Genomic DNA, 16,510 nt, shown 5'->3' with positions numbered 1-16,510 from the left:
CAGCTTGCGAAAGCGTTTACGCGCAAAGCCGGATAAATCGTTGATTTTATTAAAATAGGAATGATCGCTGCATGGCAGATATGTGAAATCTGCCTTGCTTCTGCCTTTTTTGCAGTTGCGAACGGCAACACAAAAGCGTATTCAGCCATCCCACTGCGGGGTGGGAAGAAGCGGCGGGAAAGCCGTTCTCGCAAGATTTCACAGGATAGAAAAAGACATCATGGACGACAGCGTTCAGAAATCCTGCTGGGGCCTAACGGCCAAGGCAGTGATCGGCATTGCAGGCATCATCGTACTTTTCTGGCTGGTCAGCGGGGCCGAAGCGGCGGCAGTTCTCGCTGCAAGCTGATCCCGGCAGACAGTATCGAAATTCCAGAGAGGCGCGGTTTTCCGCGTCTCTTTTGTTTTGAGGGTGTCGTTGGCGAAGCAATCAAGGTCGGGAAGCGCCAAGCTTCGCCTGACAAAAGCGCCCAAACATCCATATATAGACGTGACAAGCGCAGCCCGCGCTTTGCAGTCCACGGAGACCAGCCGCTCGTGTTCCTGTCGGTATTCGACCTCTTCAAGATTGGCATCGGTCCGTCCAGTTCGCACACGATGGGACCGATGACGGCTGCGGCCCGCTTTCTAGCGGAAATCCTGAGCGATGACTGGCCGCGTCCGTCCGGCGCGAAGGTCGATCGCGTTGCTGCCAGCCTGCACGGTTCGCTTGCCTATACCGGCGTCGGCCATGGCACCGACCGTGCCGTCATCCTTGGCCTTGCCGGCCAGATACCCACGACCGTAGACCCTGACCTTTCCGATGCGATCATCGAGAAAATCACGGCGGAGAAGCGCGTGGCACCACCCGGCCATCCGTCCTATCGCTTCGATCCGGCGAGCGATCTGGTGCTGGATAAGAAGACACCGTTGCTCGGCCATGCCAACGGCATGGCGTTCTATGCCTATGATGCCAACGACCGACTGCTTCTGAAGCGCATCTATTATTCGATTGGCGGCGGCTTCGTCGTCTCCGAGGAAGAGCTTCAGCGCCTGAAATCCCGTGGCGACACGTCGACCGGCCCGAAAGTGCCATATCCGTTCAAGAATGCCGTCGAAATGCTGGCAATGGCGGGCAAGAGCGGCTTGTCGATTGCCGAGATGAAGCGCGTCAACGAGGAGACGCGCCAGTCGCGCGATGAACTCGATTCGGGCCTGGATGCCATCTGGGGCGCCATGAAGAACTGCATCGAGCGCGGCCTGTCGCAGGACGGCATCATGCCGGGTGGGTTGAAGGTGCGCCGCCGTGCCCGCCAGCTTCATGACAAATTGCAGGAAGAATGGCGCCAGAACCGGCCAAACCCGCTTCTGGCCAATGACTGGCTGTCGATCTACGCCATGGCCGTCAACGAGGAGAACGCCGCCGGCGGCCGCGTCGTTACCGCGCCCACCAATGGCGCTGCCGGTACGCTGCCTGCGGTGCTGCGCTACTGGTTGCATTTCCACCCCGAGGCCGATCAGGCAAGCATCCGCGATTTCCTGCTGACGGCAGCTGCCGTCGGCGGCATCATCAAGACCAACGCCTCGATTTCAGGCGCCGAAGTCGGCTGCCAGGGCGAGGTTGGTTCCGCATCGGCCATGGCCGCAGCCGGGCTTTGCGCCGTCATGGGTGGCACGCCGGAGCAGGTCGAGAATGCCGCCGAGATCGCACTCGAGCATCATCTCGGCATGACTTGCGATCCCGTCGGCGGTCTTGTGCAGGTGCCTTGCATCGAACGCAACGCGCTCGGTGCGGTCAAGGCGGTGACGGCGGCGTCGCTAGCCATCAAGGGCGACGGCACGCACTTCGTGCCGCTCGATGCTGCAATCGAAACCATGCGCCAGACCGGCATGGACATGAACGAGCGCTACAAGGAAACCAGCCTGGGCGGTCTCGCCGTCAATGTGGTCGAGTGCTGAGCCGGCCTGTGGAGAACGGTGATTTGAATTGACGACGCCGATGTCGGCGCTAAACCATTGGCCATGGCCCTGAACCTCATAAAACTCTGCGTCGGCTGCGACAGCGTCGAGGATCTGGAAGAGTGGATCGCATTCCGGCTGGACGAGCGGCGGCGCAATGGCGAACCGGTCGAGCAGTATCACACGACCCGCATGATGCCGACGCGCGGCGCGGAACTCATTGACGGCGGTTCGCTCTATTGGGTCATCAAGAGCAACGTGCAGTGCCGGCAGCGGCTTCTGGAAATCCGCCCTTTTGTCGACGAAGAGGGCATTTCGCGCTGCCATCTGGTGCTTGACCCCGCCGTTATCCGCACCGACTGGCAGCCACGCCGGGCCTTTCAGGGCTGGCGCTACCTCAAGGCGCCTGATGCCCCGGCCGATCTTGGTTCCGGCAATTCCGGCCTGATGGAAATGCCGCCGAAACTTCGCCGTGAACTGGCCGCCCTCGGACTGCTTTGAGCGCACCCGCCGATAGTTCCGAAGCGCCGGGTGCAATCGCCCAACCCGCTGACCACGATGCACCAAGCTTCATCCGCACGTACATGCATGTCATCGCGGTGCCTTTCATACCCGAGATCAGGCTTTACACGGCGCATCCGGGCAGCGGGTTGCGGCGCCTTACCGAAACCGAAGGGGATGCAGACCCTTTACCCCCCTACTGGGCCTATCCCTGGGCAGGCGGATTGGTCTTGGCGCGATATTTCCTCGATCGACCCGAAATAGTGACGGGCCGGCGGGTGCTGGATCTCGGGGCAGGCTCCGGACTGGTCGGGATTGCCGCGATGAAAGCAGGTGCAAGCGAGGTGTTTGCTGCCGAAATCGACCGCAACGGCCTTGCCGCCATCGGCCTGAACGCGGCGGAAAATGGTGTCTCGATCACGGCAATCGGAAGCGATCTCACACCAGGACCACCGCCCTCGGTCGATCTCGTAGCTGTCGGCGACCTCTATTACGAAAGTCGACTTGCCGAGCGCGTCACCGCTTTTCTCGACCGATGCCTGGATGCCGGTATCGATGTCCTGATCGGCGATCCGGGGCGGGCGTATCTGCCTCGTTCTCGGTTGCGGCAGCTTGCCGAATATCGAGTGCCGGATTTCGGCGTTGGCCGGGACGCCGATATACGCCCCAGCGCCGTTTTTGCTCTTGAGCCATGAAGTCGCGCATCAAGCCGTTTTTACCCATGATACGCTAACCCGGCTTGCAAGCCGGGCAATCCCGCCACATCTTCCTTTCATGACTGAAAAGAAGCCACCAGCACCGATCGGAAACCGCGGCGCGCCCGTTGAAAGGCATTCGAGCGCGCAGGATGTCGAGGCTTTCGTGCGGCAGGCGCGAGCGCTCGGTGTGGGGAAGGGGCCTGGTTCAGGCCGCCTCATTCTGGCGCTTGATGCGACGATGAGCCGGCAGCCGACATGGGATCTCGCCTGCTCGCTTCAGGCCGAAATGTTCGATGCCGTGCAGCATGCCGGTTCGCTCAATGTCCAGCTCGTCTATTTTCGCGGGCTCGGCGAATGCCGTTCTTCGCAATTCGTGGCCGATACGGCGTCGCTGAAGCGGTTGATGATGCGAATCTCCTGTCAGGGCGGCCATACCCAGATCGGCAAGGTTCTTTCGCATGCGCTGAAGGAGGTGGGCCGCTCCAAAGTTGGCGCGCTCGTCTATATCGGCGATGCGATGGAGGAGGATGTGGATGATCTTGCGGTGAAGGCGGGCAATCTCGGCCTGCATGGCGTTCCCGTCTTCGTCTTTCAGGAAGGCAAGGACCATCTCGCGGAAGCGGCCTTCAAGGAAATCGCGCGGCTGTCGAAGGGTGCCTGGTTTCGGTTCGACCGAAACGCGCCGGCGATGCTGGCAAAACTGCTCTCGGCAATCGCGGTCTTTGCAACGGGTGGCCTGAAGGCGCTTGAAGCGCGCGGGCGCGAGGAGGACCGGCTTATGATCGAACATCTGCGCGGCAGGTCCGGATGAGCCTTCTGCTTGGAATCCTGAGCCTTGCGATGCTGCTGCTGGTGGCAGGCACGATTTTTCTGCGCGCCGAACCCGCCAGCCTTGCCAGAACGGCGACGCTCGCTGGTCCTATCGCCGTCGGGCTTATGGGTGTGGTGTTTCTACTTGTCGGTCGCGCCGGTTTCGGCGGCATGCTGCTTTCGGCAGCTTTCGCCTGGTATTCCGCGGGACGCATGCGCGCGTCAAAGAAAAAGACGCCGGGAAAGCGCTCGACTGTGCGCACGGCCGCACTTGAGATGGAGCTCGATCACGACAGCGGCGTGCTGGAAGGCATGGTGCTTGCCGGCCGGCACGAGCAGAAGATGCTGAGCGCCATGTCACTGAAGGAACTCAAGGAACTCTACGCAGACCTCTCCGGTGACCAGGAGAGCCGTCAATTGCTAGAGACTTATCTTGATGGCCGGTTTCCCGTCTGGCGCGAAGACGCGGATGCGCACGGTGGCGACGGGCATGGTATTCCGCCAGGTTCTGGCGCCATGACTAAGGAGGAGGCCTACAAGATCCTTGGTCTTGAAACGGGGGCCACCGCGGCGGATATCCGCAAGGCGCACCGCCGCCTGATGCAGCGCTTGCACCCCGATCTCGGAGGCACGTCTTTCCTGGCGGCGCGGATCAACGAAGCCAAGGACGTCTTGCTCACCAATCACCATTAGTCTCCTTCGACACGAAACAACCCGGAGTGTTTCAGTTGTTCTGAATTGCGTAGCAGGCGATTTTCTTCTTCTTCAGAGCAGCGCAGGCGTCCCACGCGGCAGTCTTGGTGCCGAAGCCGCCGAAGCGTGCGCGGTGGTAGGTCACGCCACCCTTCTCGAACTGGACGGTGAAGGCCGCGGCGTCGGAAAGAAGCTTGGGAGCCTGCTGGCTGGCCTTGGAAAGGAATGCCTGGGCTTCTTCGCGGCTCGGCGACGAAGCAACCTGGATCGCCCAGCCGGACGGGCCGACAGATGCGGTATGGGCCGGATCGACTTCCTGCTGGATGGCAACTGCCTGATCGACTGCAGCCGTACGCTGTTCAGCAACTTCTTCGACCTCAGCCTGTGGCCTTGGCGCAGGATCGGCATAGGCCTGCATGACAGGAGCGGCGACTGTTTCCGGCGTGCGTGCAACCTTGCGCTTGACCACGGCCGGCGCTTCATCGGCCGCAACCACGATATCGGCACCGGGGCGTGTATCCGGCGTCGGCGCGTCATGCTTGGGCAGCAGCACCTTGGCAATCGCACCGATCGGCGAGGTGGTGGCGCTGGCGATAAGCGGGCCGCCCTTGCCGCCGTTGGAAGCCTGGGGCAGATACTTCTTGATCAGGTCGGCCATGTGGTTGTCGCGGGCAGCACCGCTGGCGCCGCCCATCACCACCGCGACGATGCGGCGGTTGCCGTCGGAAACCGACGAGACCAGATTGAAACCGGAAGCATTCGTATAGCCGGTCTTGATGCCATCCACGCCCTTAATGCGGCCAAGCAGGCGATTGTGGTTCGGCATGCGCTGCCGGCCATAAGTGAAGGAGCGGGTGGAGAAATAGCCGTAATACTGCGGATAGTGCTCTTTCAGCGCGATGCCGAGCGTGGCCATGTCGCGAGCGGTGGTGAACTGGGCCGAGTTCGGGAGGCCGTTGGCGTTACGGAAAACGGTGCTGTTCATGCCGAGGCTGCGCGCCTTGGCGGTCATGATACGTGCGAAATTGTCCTGCGAGCCGCCGAGGAGTTCGGCAAGCGCGGTGGCGGCGTCATTGGCCGATTTGGTAACGAGTGCGTAGATCGCGGTTTCGACAGTGACCGAGCCGCCTGCCTTCACACCGATCTTCGTCGGCGGCTGCGCGGATGCCTGGGCGGAGAAGGGGACGCGGGTGTCCTTGTTGATCTTGCCGCGCGAGAGCGCTTCGAAGGTCAGGTACAGCGTCATCATCTTGGTCAGCGATGCCGGAAAACGTCGCGATTCCGAATTCGCCGAAAACAGCGTTTTGCCGGTATTCGCATCGACGACGATCGCAGCATATCTCGCATCCGCCGCCGCCGAGCCGACTGCCGCCACGCACATCGTAATGGCGAGAAAGGCTGCGATTGCGGATTTTGCGGAGAATACTTTTCGGAGAGCAATGCCTGCAAACGCTTGACGCACTGTTACACCCTTTGGATTTTTGTTGCACCCGAGGCGGCAAAGGCTCCTGCCTCACTTTCCGGTCACAGTAGGGTCACAGCGTTACCAATCCGTTTATGGTAACCGTAACGTTCACCATTTTGTTTTGGATTTAGGATAAATTTATCTTTCGACGACGCGCAAATTGCCTGCCGTTGGGGCAATGCTGATTGACTTTTTGTGCATCGCACAATAAATTAGCGGCATCGCACAAAAAAGCGCCAGACCAACCGACAACGAAAGGGAATGCGCAGATGATGCAGTCGTTTGAAGACACGAGCAAATTCGGCAAGGAATTCATGGACAACAGCCTGAAGAGCTTTGCGTCCGTCTCCAAGAGCGCGCAGGCGATCGCTGCCGAAGCGGGCGAGTATTCCAAGAAGTCGTTCGAGAGTGGTTCTGCTGCGCTTGAAAAAGTGATGTCGTCGGGTTCCCTGGAAAAGGCTCTCGAGATCCAGACCGACTACGCCAAGCAGGCTTATGAAGGCTTTGTTGCCGAGGCTACCAAGCTCGGGGAACTCTATGCCGATCTCGCCAAGGAGGCTTACAAGCCTTTCGAATCGATCGTTGCCAAGGCGAAGTAATTTTTCGCGATTGACCTATTCGCGGAGCTCATCGCTCTGCCATAAACCCGGTTGCCTTGCGCAGCCGGGTTTTTTCGTTCTTCTTGCTCGTTATCCGATCACGATTGACTGAAATCGTCGCCCCTGAAACGAGCAAGCATATTGTCACCAAGAAAGAAGGGCTTAAAATCTGGTGTCGACTACCTACATTCGAGCTTCGGGTGAGGATCCCGCGAAAGGCATGGTACAAGTGACGAACGGCGGGGATGCCACGACCAAGCGAGTGGCGCATATGCAAAATGGCCAGGACGGGGGCAATGGCCCCGGCCGAGGCACAGCCGTAATCACGCGCACGAAGACCAAGACAAAGAAGCCCAGCCTTTATCGGGTTCTGATCCTCAACGACGACTATACGCCGATGGAATTCGTCATCCATATTCTGGAACGGTTTTTCCAGAAGGATCGCGAAGCCGCTACCCGCATCATGCTGCATGTTCACAATCATGGCGTCGGTGAATGCGGGGTCTATACATTTGAAGTGGCCGAGACCAAAGTGTCCCAGGTCATGGATTTTGCCCGTCAGAATCAACATCCGCTGCAATGCGTGATGGAGAAGAAATGAGGTACTGAATGCCGGCTTTCTCCCAAGGCCTGGAAAAGGCGCTGCACCAGGCGTTGACACTCGCCAATGAGCGCCACCATGAATATGCAACCCTTGAGCATCTGCTTCTGGCGCTGATCGATGACGCCGAAGCGGCCGCCGTAATGCGTGCCTGCAACGTCGATCTCGACGATCTGAAGCACACTGTGCTCACCTACATAGACACTGAACTCGACAATCTGGTCACCGGCTACGACGAAGATTCGAAGCCTACCGCCGGTTTCCAGCGCGTCATTCAGCGCGCCGTTATCCACGTCCAGTCTTCGGGCCGCGACGAGGTTTCGGGTGCGAACGTGCTTGTCGCTATTTTTGCCGAGCGCGAGAGCCACGCTGCCTACTTCCTGCAGGAACAGCAGATGACCCGCTACGACGCGGTCAACTACATCTCGCATGGGATAGCCAAGCGGCCTGGCGCCAGTGAGAGCAGGACGCCGCGCGGTGCCGAGGACGATCAGTCCGGCGGCTCCTCCGGTGGCGGCGACGCCCAGGAGGAGGGCGGCAAGAAGAAGCAGCAGGACGCGCTTACTGCCTATTGCGTCGATCTCAACAAGAAGGCGCGGGCCGGCAAGATTGATCCACTGATCGGTCGTGAATCCGAGATCAACCGCACCATCCAGGTGCTGTGCCGCCGCTCGAAGAACAACCCGCTCTACGTCGGCGATCCCGGCGTCGGCAAGACGGCGATCGCCGAGGGGCTGGCCAAGCGCATTGTCGAGGGCGATGTGCCGTCGGTGCTCGCTGACGCCACGATCTTTGCGCTCGACATGGGTACCCTGCTTGCAGGTACCCGCTATCGCGGTGATTTCGAGGAGCGGCTGAAGCAGGTCGTCAAGGAACTCGAAGAGTATCCGGGTGCGGTCCTGTTCATCGACGAAATCCATACGGTGATCGGGGCGGGTGCCACCTCGGGCGGCGCGATGGATGCATCGAACCTGCTCAAGCCGGCGCTGTCCTCCGGCGCGATACGCTGCATTGGCTCGACCACCTACAAGGAATTCCGCCAGTTCTTCGAGAAGGACCGCGCTTTGGTGCGGCGCTTCCAGAAGATCGACGTGAACGAGCCGACGGTCGACGATGCGATCGAGATCATGAAGGGCCTGAAGCCCTATTATGAGGACTTCCACAAGGTGAAGTTCACCAACGAAGCCATCAAGGCTGCGGTGGAGCTCTCGGCGCGCTACATCAACGACCGGAAGCTGCCGGACAAGGCGATCGACGTGATCGATGAGACTGGCGCCTCGCAGATGCTTCTGCCCGAAGGTAAGCGCAAGAAGACGATCGGCATCAAGGAAATCGAAGCGACCATCGCGACGATGGCCCGCATTCCGCCGAAAACCGTTTCTGCCGATGACGAGCAGGTTCTGGCCGGTCTCGAGACCGAGCTGCGGCGTGTCGTCTACGGTCAGGATACGGCGATCACCGCGCTGTCTTCGGCGATCAAGCTGGCACGTGCCGGCCTGCGCGAACCGGAAAAGCCGATCGGCTCCTACCTGTTCTCAGGTCCGACCGGCGTCGGCAAGACCGAAGTCGCACGGCAGCTGGCCCTGTCGCTCGGCGTCGAGCTGATCCGCTTCGACATGTCGGAATATATGGAACGCCACACGGTCTCGCGGCTGATCGGCGCGCCTCCCGGCTATGTCGGCTTCGATCAGGGTGGCCTGCTGACCGACGGTGTCGACCAGCATCCGCATTGCGTGTTGCTGCTCGACGAGGTCGAAAAGGCGCATCCGGACCTGTTCAACATCCTGTTGCAGGTCATGGATCACGGCAAGTTGACCGACCACAACGGTAAGCAGATCGACTTCCGCAATGTCATCCTGATCATGACGACCAATGCGGGCGCATCGGACGCGCAGCGCGCGGCGATCGGGTTCGGCTCGACCAAGCGCGAAGGCGATGATGTTGAGGCGATCAACCGGCTGTTCACGCCGGAATTCCGCAACCGTCTGGACGCGATCATCCCGTTCGGTACACTGCCGGTTCCAGTCGTGCACAAGGTGGTCGAGAAGTTCGTCATGCAGCTGGAAGCCCAGCTTTCGGAGCGTGGCGTGACCTTCGACCTGTCGCCGGATGCCATCGCCTGGCTTGCTGAGAAGGGCTATGACGAGCGCATGGGTGCCCGGCCGCTTGGCCGTGTCATCCAGGAGCACATCAAGAAGCCGTTGGCCGACGAGGTTCTCTTCGGCAAGCTCAAGAAGGGTGGCACCGTCCGCGTGACGGTCGAGAAGAAGGAGACCGGCGAAACCGGCCTGAAGCTCGAATCGCTTGCCGATGAACTGCCGGTCAAGCCGAAGAAGGAAGAGCCGAAGAAGCTTCCGGCAAAGAAGCCGGCCGCCAAGAAGGCAGTCGCCAAGAAACCGGCGGCGGCGCCGAAGCCGAAGTCCCCGCCCAAGGGCAAGGACGGGACGAAGCGCAGCCTGGTGCCGCAATTGCCGCGCAAGGGCTGAGCGGCCAGACATCTAAGTCCTGAAACGAAAAACCCGCCGGCGAAAGCCGGCGGGTTTCTTTTTGGCAGACGATTGAGCCGTCTTATTTGCCGCTCAGTTTCTTCGTGCTCGAGTTCTCATGCTTGACCATGCTGACGATGGTGTAGACGCAGGTGGCAAGGGCAGCGAGACAGAAGACGACGAGCAGGGCTGGTTTGTCGGCGAAGGTGAAATAAGCCTCCGCGCCTTCCCAGGCGGTGATCGGTGCGCTGTTCATGATAAAACTTCTCCGCTTATATCATTGATTGCATTCATTATTCTGCAGGGCTGAGGGCGCCGTCGCCGAAGGCGGGGATGCGCGATTCCGGATAGGCCTTCACCGGAACCTCGGCGAGGTCGAGACCGGCAAGCTCAGCGGCTTCGCTGCTGCGCAGCAGGCCGAACATCTTGAGCACATAGGAAAGCACGTAGCCCGGCAGGAAGCCGAGGACGGCGAACACCAGCATGCTCTGGACCTGTCCAAGGAACGAGATGGCAGGTCCTTCGGCATTCGGATAGCCCGACGCGAAGATGCCGCAAGCCACCAGGCCCCAGACGCCGCCGAAGCCGTGCACGGCGACCGCACCGACTGCATCGTCGATCTTGAACTTGGTGAGCAGCAATTCGTTGAGTTTCGGGATGACACAGCCGCCGGCAAAACTGATCATGAAGGCGAGCGGCGGATAATAGACATCGAGGCCCGGCGCCGACGAGATGACGCCGACCAGCGCGCCGGACATCATCCAGAACGGATCGCGGGTGACGAGATAGCAGCCGAGCATGCCGCCGGCGACGCCCATCAGCGTGTTGAAGGCGAAGGCCGAAAGCGTTGTCGGCGTGTTGTAGATCGTCATCCAGGTGTCGCCGGTGTAGATGATGCAGCCGCCAAGGAAGCCGAAGAAGCCCATGACGATCAGCATCAGGCCGATCAGCGACATCGGCATGTTGTGGCCGTTGATCTCATTGACGCTGCCGTCGGCGTTGAAGCGGCCGATGCGCGGTCCGAGATTGATCAGCACGCCGAGTGTGAAGAAGCCGGCGACCATGTGGACGCAGCCCGCCGCGCCAATGTCATGAAGACCCCAGCTTGCGGTGAGCCAGCCTTCCGGGTGCCATCCCCACGACGCGCCGAGAATCCACACCACCGAGCCCAGCGCGATCGCCAGGATCGTGAAGCCGGAGATGCGGATGCGCTCGATGACGGCGCCCGACATGATGGAAGCTGTGGTTGCGGCAAACAGCGTGAATGCGGCCCAGAAGATGCCGGTTGCGTTGTCGGCAAGGTTCGGTCCCATGGCGGACGACCAGGGCAGGTTGTTGGCGCCGGCTTCCGACATGGTGAAGCCTGTCGGGAAGGCGTTGTAGATAAACCAGCCGACGAAATAGAAGAACGGTATCAGGAAGGCGAAGGCGACGAGATTCTTGATGCCGGAAGCAAGCGCGTTCTTGGCGCGTGAAGCTCCCATTTCATAAGCGAGAAAGCCCGCATGGATCGAAAGCATCAAGGCGGTGCACCACCAGTAGAATACTTCCGTGTTGACCGCCGTGGCCATTTTCAGAGACGCCTCCAGCGCCTCTATCTTGGTTTGCAGTTCTGCCGGTTCCATTAGTTGTTACCCCTCGGTGTTGTTGTGACGACACCTCCCCAACCTTCCCGGACTTTCTCCCTTTGATTATGCCGCCTTCGGCGGTCCGCTATGCTGCGAATATCCCAGCTTCAATGCTCCCCCTGCTTTGAAAACGGGCAGCTTCACGCTATGCAAAAAAAAGAGGCAATGCAAATGTTTTTCTCTGGAGGAAAATGATCCAACCTTCTGATCTGAAAGGATATGGGTGCAGGGAACCGGCCGCGCTTGAGCGCGACCGGTAGCTCTATTACTCAAAGGCCGAAGGTGACCAGGCCGGACGGGCTGATAACCCAGGCAGGGTTCCACGCGATTTCCCAGGCATGATCGTCCGGATCGGTGACATAGCCGGTGAAGCCGCCATGTGGCGGCTCGGTCGGGGCTTTCAGCAGGCGACCGCCGGCTTTGACCAGAAGATCCATGGTCGGTTGGACGTCATTTCTGGCAGGAACATTATGGCCCATGGCGAAGGCGCCCGGCTTGACCAGCTGGCGCCCCATATCCGCGGAAAGCGACGTTTCCAGCCAGGTTCCGAGCACGAAACCGTTCATCTGGTAGAAGACGATATTCTCGTTCTGGAAAATCGGCTGCCAGCCAAAACCTTCGACATAGAAGCGCCGTGACCGCGCCAGATCGGCGACGCCCAGGGTGAGTACCGAGACTTGCTGTTGCATTGTTCATATCCCTAACGTTTGCGCTGACGCACCATGCGACAGAGCTACGTCATGGGACTTGGCGCAAGCGCCAGACAGAGTTTCCCGCAGGAAACGACCGGGCTAACCACACCGATCCGCCTTTTTCGACGTCGGTAGAATAGCGCAGGACATTGGTCGGCTCAAGCATAGCAGGCGTGTCTGTTGCTATCTCCTGCCACTCTGATCGGCGTCGGCCGGCATGTTCTGGCCCACGTATTTCACGTCGCCTCGGCTTTTTGCATGTGCTAAGCGGCAAAGCGATGTCCGACGAAGCCACCGCAATTTCCATCGATTCCGACGCCGACACTGCCGGGCGCCTGGTCTGGTATCTGCGCGGCGTCTGGGCTGCTTTCTCCGTTCCGGGCGTGCTCCTTGCCAGCGCCCATATCGGCTTTGCCGGATTGGCAAAGGAAGCGGGACTGACGCTGGTTCAGACCGTTTTCATGACCGGTACTGTCTGGGCGCTGCCGGCCAACGTCGTTCTTATCGGCGGCATTCTATCGGGTGCTTCGCTGCCGGCAGCAGCCTTTGCCGTCGCGCTGTCTTCGGTTCGCCTTATGCCGATGGTCGTGGCGCTTGTGCCGGAATTGAAGGGCCCTCGCACATCGAAGTGGTTTCTTTATTTCCTGTCCCATTTCGTCGCCGTAACCTCCTGGGTTCTGGCGATGGAGCGGCTTGGCGGTATCCCGCGTGAAATGCGTACCAGCTATTATGCTGGATTGGGGCCGACCCTGGTCTTGTTCAACATGATCGTGGTGGCGGTCGTCTTCCTGCTGGCCGACAGCCTGCCGCCGGCGGTCGCGGCTGCCCTTTTCCTGCTCACGCCGATGTATTTTCTCATGTCCCTCTGGGGCTCGGCGCGCGAGCGGGCAGGGCACGTCGCGATGGTTCTGGGTTTGGTGCTTGGACCGGCCTTCCACTTGATTTGGCCGGGCTTCGACCTGCTTCTCGCCGGCCTCATCGGCGGCGGCGGTGCGTATATCTTCCATCATATGACGCGGAAAAGGGCAGCCCGATGACGTTCGGGTCGATAGACGCCTGGTGGTGGCCGTTCCTGTTCATCCTCGTCGCCGGATGGCTGGCGACGGACGCCTGGCGTTTTCTTGGTGTCTATTTCGGCGGCCGTATCTCGGAAGAATCAGACGTTCTTGTTCTGGTGCGCACAGTTGCCACGGCGCTGGTGGCAGCGGTCATCGGCAATCTGATCATCTTTCCAAGCGGCGAGTTGGCAGGCACGCCTGTCGGCTTGCGCATCGGTGCGGCCGCTATCGGTTTCGCTGCCTACATGCTGCTCGGCCGGCGCGTGCTTGTCGGCATCATCGCAGCCGAGCTTGCCCTCCTGGCAGGGCTCTACATGCTTTAGCTGTCGGCGAGGGCGGCGCGTATCTTCTCGGCATTGGCAGTCAGAATTTCAGGCTTCTCCATCGCGCCCGTATGCGGCTTCAAACCCACGCCTTCGAAGCGGGGCAGGATGTGGACGTGGAGATGGAACACCACCTGACCGCCCGCCGTCTCGTTGAACTGCTGGACGGTAACGCCGTCGGCCGAAAAAGCCTTCATCACCGCACGCGACAATTTCTGCACCGTGCGCATCACGGCGGCGAGACTGTCGGGATCGACATCGAGAATGTTGCGCGACGGCTTTTTCGGGATGACAAGGCAATGACCGTCGCCGCGCGGCATGATGTCCATCAGCGCGAATGTATCCGCATCCTCGTAGAGCTTATGTGACGGCAGCTCGCCACGCAGGATTTTCGCGAACACGTTGCTGTCGTCGTAAGCCATCATCTGCCTCTCGTGATCCGATAGAGCGGTCATATTCGTTTGATGAAGGGCCTGCAATCAAGGCGGCGATACGGAGTGCAGGAAAATTGCTTCAGGAGGCGGGATCGTTGTCGGTCTTGCGGAACGGTCCGTGCTCTTCGAGATACTCGCTCATGCGCTCGACCTCGCGGCGTTCGCGCTCGAGATACTCGGCGATGGCGTTCCGCAAGCCGGGGTGGGCGATGTAGTGGGCCGAGTGGGTCGTCACTGGCCGATAGCCGCGCGCCAGCTTGTGCTCGCCCTGGGCGCCGGCTTCCACCACCTTCAGGCCCTTGTGGATCGCGAAGTCGATCGCCTGATGGTAGCAGACCTCGAAATGCAGGAACGGATGGTCCTCGATGCAGCCCCAGTTGCGTCCGAATAGCGTGTCCGAGCCGATGAAGTTGATCGCGCCGGCGATGTAGCGGCCGTTTCGCTTGGCCATGACCAGCAGCACATCGTCACGCATGCGCTCGCCAATCAGCGAGAAGAATTTCCGGTTGAGATAGGGCCGGCCCCATTTGCGGCTACCCGTATCCATGTAGAAGGCAAAGAAATCGTCCCAGGCGCGCTCGGTGAGATCGCTGCCGGTCAGCCAGTCGATCGAGATGTCGTTTGCAAGTGCCTCGCGGCGTTCCTTCTTCATCGCCTTGCGCTTGCGTGAAGCGAGTGTGGCGAGAAAATCGTCGTAGTTCGAGAAGTTCTCATTGAAGAAATGAAACTGCTGGTCGGTGCGCGCAAGAAAGCCTGCGCTCTCGAGCGCGGTCATGTCATCCTGCTCCGCGAAGGTGACATGGGACGAGGAAACGCCGAGCCGGTCGGTCAGCAGTTTCAGGCCAGAGGCGAGGGCGGCTCGTGCCGCGTCGGCACTCACCCCTTGTGCCGCGAGCAGTCGCGGTCCGGTCGCGGGCGTAAACGGTACGGATGCCTGCAGTTTCGGGTAGTACTGCCCGCCGGCGCGTTCGAACGCATCGGCCCAGCCATGGTCGAAGACATATTCGCCCTGACTGTGCGATTTCACGTAGCACGGGGCGGCCCCGAGAACTGCCCCGTCCGGCGCTTCGAGCCGCAGATGGTGCGGCTGCCAACCGGCGCGGCGTGAGGCACAACCGGATTCTTCGAGAATGTTCAGGAAATCGAACGAAACGAAAGGGTTGTACGGCTTTTCGGATACGCAGCGCGAGGCGCCTGAAAACCTGTCCCATTCATCGCGGGAAAAAGCGTTGATACTGTCGACGGTGCGGATGACATATTGGCCATCCGCCTGCTTTCCCTGCCCGTCGCTTTCGCTGTCCATGTAGCTTTAGATACGTCGCCGTTTTTGCAGTGCAAGAGGATTTTGGCTCACGATGTAAGATTGGCATCCGGATCGAAGCCTTCGAAGGTCATCTGGTCGGCATGGGCGAATGTATGCTCCACCATCGCCCGATCCCGAACGGTCCAGGTGATGACCGGCATGCTGAGCTTTTCCCGCACGAAATCGACAAAGCGGTTGGGTAGTTCCGTCACGCTGTAGGAGGTGAAGGAAATGCCGTAGGCGAGCATCGAGAAATGGGGCTCGACCTCATGGTTCTTCGTGCCGTAGGCAGTCAGCCCGGTCGGTATCTTCTTCGCATGCGCCGGAAACTGGCGGACCAGCCAGTGGTCGAACGACATGATCGCCACCTTGCCCTTGTAGCCATGCAGCATGTCGCACACGCGCTTCACCAGCCCGTCGTCACGTCCGGGAATACCCTTCAGTTCGACGACCAGCGGCACGCGCCCGTCGACCAGGTCGAGCAATTCCCTAAGGGTGGGCACGTGATCGGCGGTGCCGCCGATCCGCAAGGCTGCCAGTTCGCCGGCCGTTCGCTGCCAGATGAAGCCGTCTGTGCCGGTCAGGCGTTCCAGGCCCTGATCGTGAAAAATCATCGGCACGCCGTCCGACGACAGATGCACATCGCATTCGATGGCAAAGCCCTTGTCGACGGCGCGCTGGAAAGCAGAGAGCGTGTTTTCCCACACGGTCTTGTTCTGGTCATGGTAGCCGCGATGGGCGATCGGCCGGGCCGTCAGCCAGGAAAGGTCGGTCATGGCTTTGCTCGCTATCAGGCGACTTCGATGATGGCTTCGATCTCGACGGCGGCATTCAGCGGCAGGACCGCCACACCGACCGCCGAGCGCGCATGCTTGCCAGCATCGCCGAGCGCTGCGACCAGAAAATCCGATGCGCCATTGGCAACGAGGTGCTGCTCGGTGAAGTCCGGCGATGAAGCGACGAAGACGGTGATCTTCACCAGCCGCTTGATCTTGTCGAGATCGCCGACTGCTGCTTTGGCCTGCGCCAGGATGTTGATGGCGCACAGCTTGGCCGCTTCCTTGCCGGCGGCGGTGTCGAGATCGCGGCCAAGCAGACCCGAAGCGACGAGCTTGCCATCCTTCAGCGGCAACTGGCCGGCGGTGAAGACGAGCTTGCCGCTCTGCATGAAGGGCACGTAATTTGCGGCAGGGGCTGCAGCTTGCGGCAGGTAGACGCCCAGATCCTTGAGCCGGTTTTCGATTGTTTCGCCCATCGTCTTTCCCTATGTCTTTAATGGTG

The 16,510-nt window shown here is 60.4% G+C and carries 19 protein-coding genes; 11 read left to right on the top strand and 8 right to left on the bottom strand.

Annotation, left to right across the window (positions count from 1 at the left end; translation table 11 throughout):
- The first annotated feature begins 220 nt into the window (after positions 1 to 220).
- The 6 genes from DZG07_RS24350 to DZG07_RS14595 all read left to right on the top strand — a co-directional run bounded on the left by DZG07_RS24350 (position 221) and on the right by DZG07_RS14595 (position 4,640).
- Positions 221 to 349 (top strand): hypothetical protein, encoded by a 129-nt coding sequence (locus tag DZG07_RS24350; RefSeq protein ID WP_280141847.1) that lies wholly within the window; start codon positions 221 to 223, stop codon positions 347 to 349.
- Between the two features lie 188 nt (positions 350 to 537).
- On the top strand, positions 538 to 1,938 hold the full coding sequence (locus DZG07_RS14615) for an L-serine ammonia-lyase (RefSeq protein WP_119818140.1): 1,401 nt from the start codon (positions 538 to 540) through the stop codon (positions 1,936 to 1,938).
- A gap of 63 nt (positions 1,939 to 2,001) precedes the next feature.
- Positions 2,002 to 2,439, top strand: a complete 438-nt coding sequence (locus DZG07_RS14610) for a DUF1489 family protein (RefSeq protein ID WP_119818137.1) — start codon at positions 2,002 to 2,004, stop codon at positions 2,437 to 2,439.
- 83 nt (positions 2,440 to 2,522) lie between these two features.
- Positions 2,523 to 3,134, top strand: coding sequence for a 50S ribosomal protein L11 methyltransferase (locus DZG07_RS14605; protein WP_119818134.1), 612 nt, complete (start codon positions 2,523 to 2,525; stop codon positions 3,132 to 3,134).
- Positions 3,135 to 3,213: 79 nt separating this feature from the next.
- Positions 3,214 to 3,948 carry a VWA domain-containing protein gene (locus tag DZG07_RS14600; protein WP_119818131.1) on the top strand — a complete coding sequence of 245 codons (735 nt, stop codon included), beginning with the start codon at positions 3,214 to 3,216 and terminating at the stop codon, positions 3,946 to 3,948.
- On the top strand, positions 3,945 to 4,640 hold the full coding sequence (locus DZG07_RS14595) for a DnaJ domain-containing protein (protein WP_119818128.1): 696 nt from the start codon (positions 3,945 to 3,947) through the stop codon (positions 4,638 to 4,640). The genes DZG07_RS14600 and DZG07_RS14595 overlap by 4 nt, the downstream gene beginning before the upstream one ends.
- 31 nt (positions 4,641 to 4,671) lie before the next feature.
- On the opposite strand, the gene DZG07_RS14590 is transcribed toward DZG07_RS14595, so the two are convergent.
- Positions 4,672 to 6,102, bottom strand: a complete 1,431-nt coding sequence (locus DZG07_RS14590; protein WP_162931626.1) for a D-alanyl-D-alanine carboxypeptidase — start codon at positions 6,100 to 6,102, stop codon at positions 4,672 to 4,674.
- Positions 6,103 to 6,374: 272 nt separating this feature from the next.
- Here DZG07_RS14590 and DZG07_RS14585 point away from each other — a divergent pair, with 272 nt between their 5' ends.
- The 3 genes from DZG07_RS14585 to clpA all read left to right on the top strand — a co-directional run bounded on the left by DZG07_RS14585 (position 6,375) and on the right by clpA (position 9,791).
- Positions 6,375 to 6,704, top strand: a complete 330-nt coding sequence (locus DZG07_RS14585; RefSeq protein WP_091916786.1) for a phasin family protein — start codon at positions 6,375 to 6,377, stop codon at positions 6,702 to 6,704.
- A gap of 271 nt (positions 6,705 to 6,975) precedes the next feature.
- Positions 6,976 to 7,305, top strand: a complete 330-nt coding sequence (gene clpS, locus DZG07_RS14580; RefSeq protein ID WP_091916871.1) for an ATP-dependent Clp protease adapter ClpS — start codon at positions 6,976 to 6,978, stop codon at positions 7,303 to 7,305.
- 8 nt (positions 7,306 to 7,313) lie between these two features.
- Positions 7,314 to 9,791 carry an ATP-dependent Clp protease ATP-binding subunit ClpA gene (clpA, locus tag DZG07_RS14575; RefSeq protein WP_091916787.1) on the top strand — a complete coding sequence of 826 codons (2,478 nt, stop codon included), beginning with the start codon at positions 7,314 to 7,316 and terminating at the stop codon, positions 9,789 to 9,791.
- An 82-nt stretch (positions 9,792 to 9,873) separates the two neighbouring features.
- Here clpA and DZG07_RS23875 read toward each other — a convergent pair whose 3' ends face one another.
- From DZG07_RS23875 to DZG07_RS14565, 3 genes are all read right to left on the bottom strand, one after another.
- The gene (locus DZG07_RS23875) at positions 9,874 to 10,047 is read right to left on the bottom strand and encodes a hypothetical protein (protein ID WP_162931625.1); all 174 of its coding nucleotides are present in this window, start codon (positions 10,045 to 10,047) and stop codon (positions 9,874 to 9,876) included.
- 37 nt (positions 10,048 to 10,084) lie between these two features.
- A complete protein-coding gene (locus DZG07_RS14570; RefSeq protein ID WP_119818122.1) occupies positions 10,085 to 11,416 on the bottom strand; it encodes an ammonium transporter in 1,332 nt (443 codons plus the stop codon).
- A gap of 272 nt (positions 11,417 to 11,688) precedes the next feature.
- Positions 11,689 to 12,108: a VOC family protein gene (locus tag DZG07_RS14565; RefSeq protein ID WP_119818119.1), complete on the bottom strand. Its 420-nt coding sequence runs from the start codon at positions 12,106 to 12,108 to the stop codon at positions 11,689 to 11,691.
- Between the two features lie 281 nt (positions 12,109 to 12,389).
- On the opposite strand from DZG07_RS14565, the gene DZG07_RS14560 reads away from it, so the two are divergent.
- Positions 12,390 to 13,148 (top strand): AzlC family ABC transporter permease, encoded by a 759-nt coding sequence (locus DZG07_RS14560; RefSeq protein ID WP_119818116.1) that lies wholly within the window; start codon positions 12,390 to 12,392, stop codon positions 13,146 to 13,148.
- The gene (locus DZG07_RS14555) at positions 13,145 to 13,492 is read left to right on the top strand and encodes an AzlD domain-containing protein (RefSeq protein ID WP_119818114.1); all 348 of its coding nucleotides are present in this window, start codon (positions 13,145 to 13,147) and stop codon (positions 13,490 to 13,492) included. Before DZG07_RS14560 ends, DZG07_RS14555 begins: the two co-directional genes overlap by 4 nt.
- On the opposite strand, the gene DZG07_RS14550 is transcribed toward DZG07_RS14555, so the two are convergent.
- The 4 genes from DZG07_RS14550 to DZG07_RS14535 all read right to left on the bottom strand — a co-directional run bounded on the left by DZG07_RS14550 (position 13,489) and on the right by DZG07_RS14535 (position 16,484).
- On the bottom strand, positions 13,489 to 13,917 hold the full coding sequence (locus DZG07_RS14550) for an HIT family protein (RefSeq protein WP_119818111.1): 429 nt from the start codon (positions 13,915 to 13,917) through the stop codon (positions 13,489 to 13,491). The genes DZG07_RS14555 and DZG07_RS14550 overlap by 4 nt on opposite strands.
- Before the next feature lie 88 nt (positions 13,918 to 14,005).
- A complete protein-coding gene (locus DZG07_RS14545) occupies positions 14,006 to 15,229 on the bottom strand; it encodes a GNAT family N-acetyltransferase (protein WP_119818108.1) in 1,224 nt (407 codons plus the stop codon).
- 47 nt (positions 15,230 to 15,276) lie between these two features.
- Positions 15,277 to 16,020: a glycerophosphodiester phosphodiesterase gene (locus tag DZG07_RS14540; RefSeq protein ID WP_197716910.1), complete on the bottom strand. Its 744-nt coding sequence runs from the start codon at positions 16,018 to 16,020 to the stop codon at positions 15,277 to 15,279.
- Positions 16,020 to 16,484, bottom strand: coding sequence for a RidA family protein (locus tag DZG07_RS14535; protein ID WP_091916795.1), 465 nt, complete (start codon positions 16,482 to 16,484; stop codon positions 16,020 to 16,022). Before DZG07_RS14535 ends, DZG07_RS14540 begins: the two co-directional genes overlap by 1 nt.
- Positions 16,485 to 16,510: the final 26 nt, after the last annotated feature.

The organism is Mesorhizobium sp. DCY119 (assembly GCF_003590645.1).
In the GTDB taxonomy this organism is placed as follows: domain Bacteria; phylum Pseudomonadota; class Alphaproteobacteria; order Rhizobiales; family Rhizobiaceae; genus Mesorhizobium_M.
The sequence above is the reverse complement of the archived record's forward strand: the minus strand, read 5'-3'. Positions and strand labels throughout refer to the sequence as shown.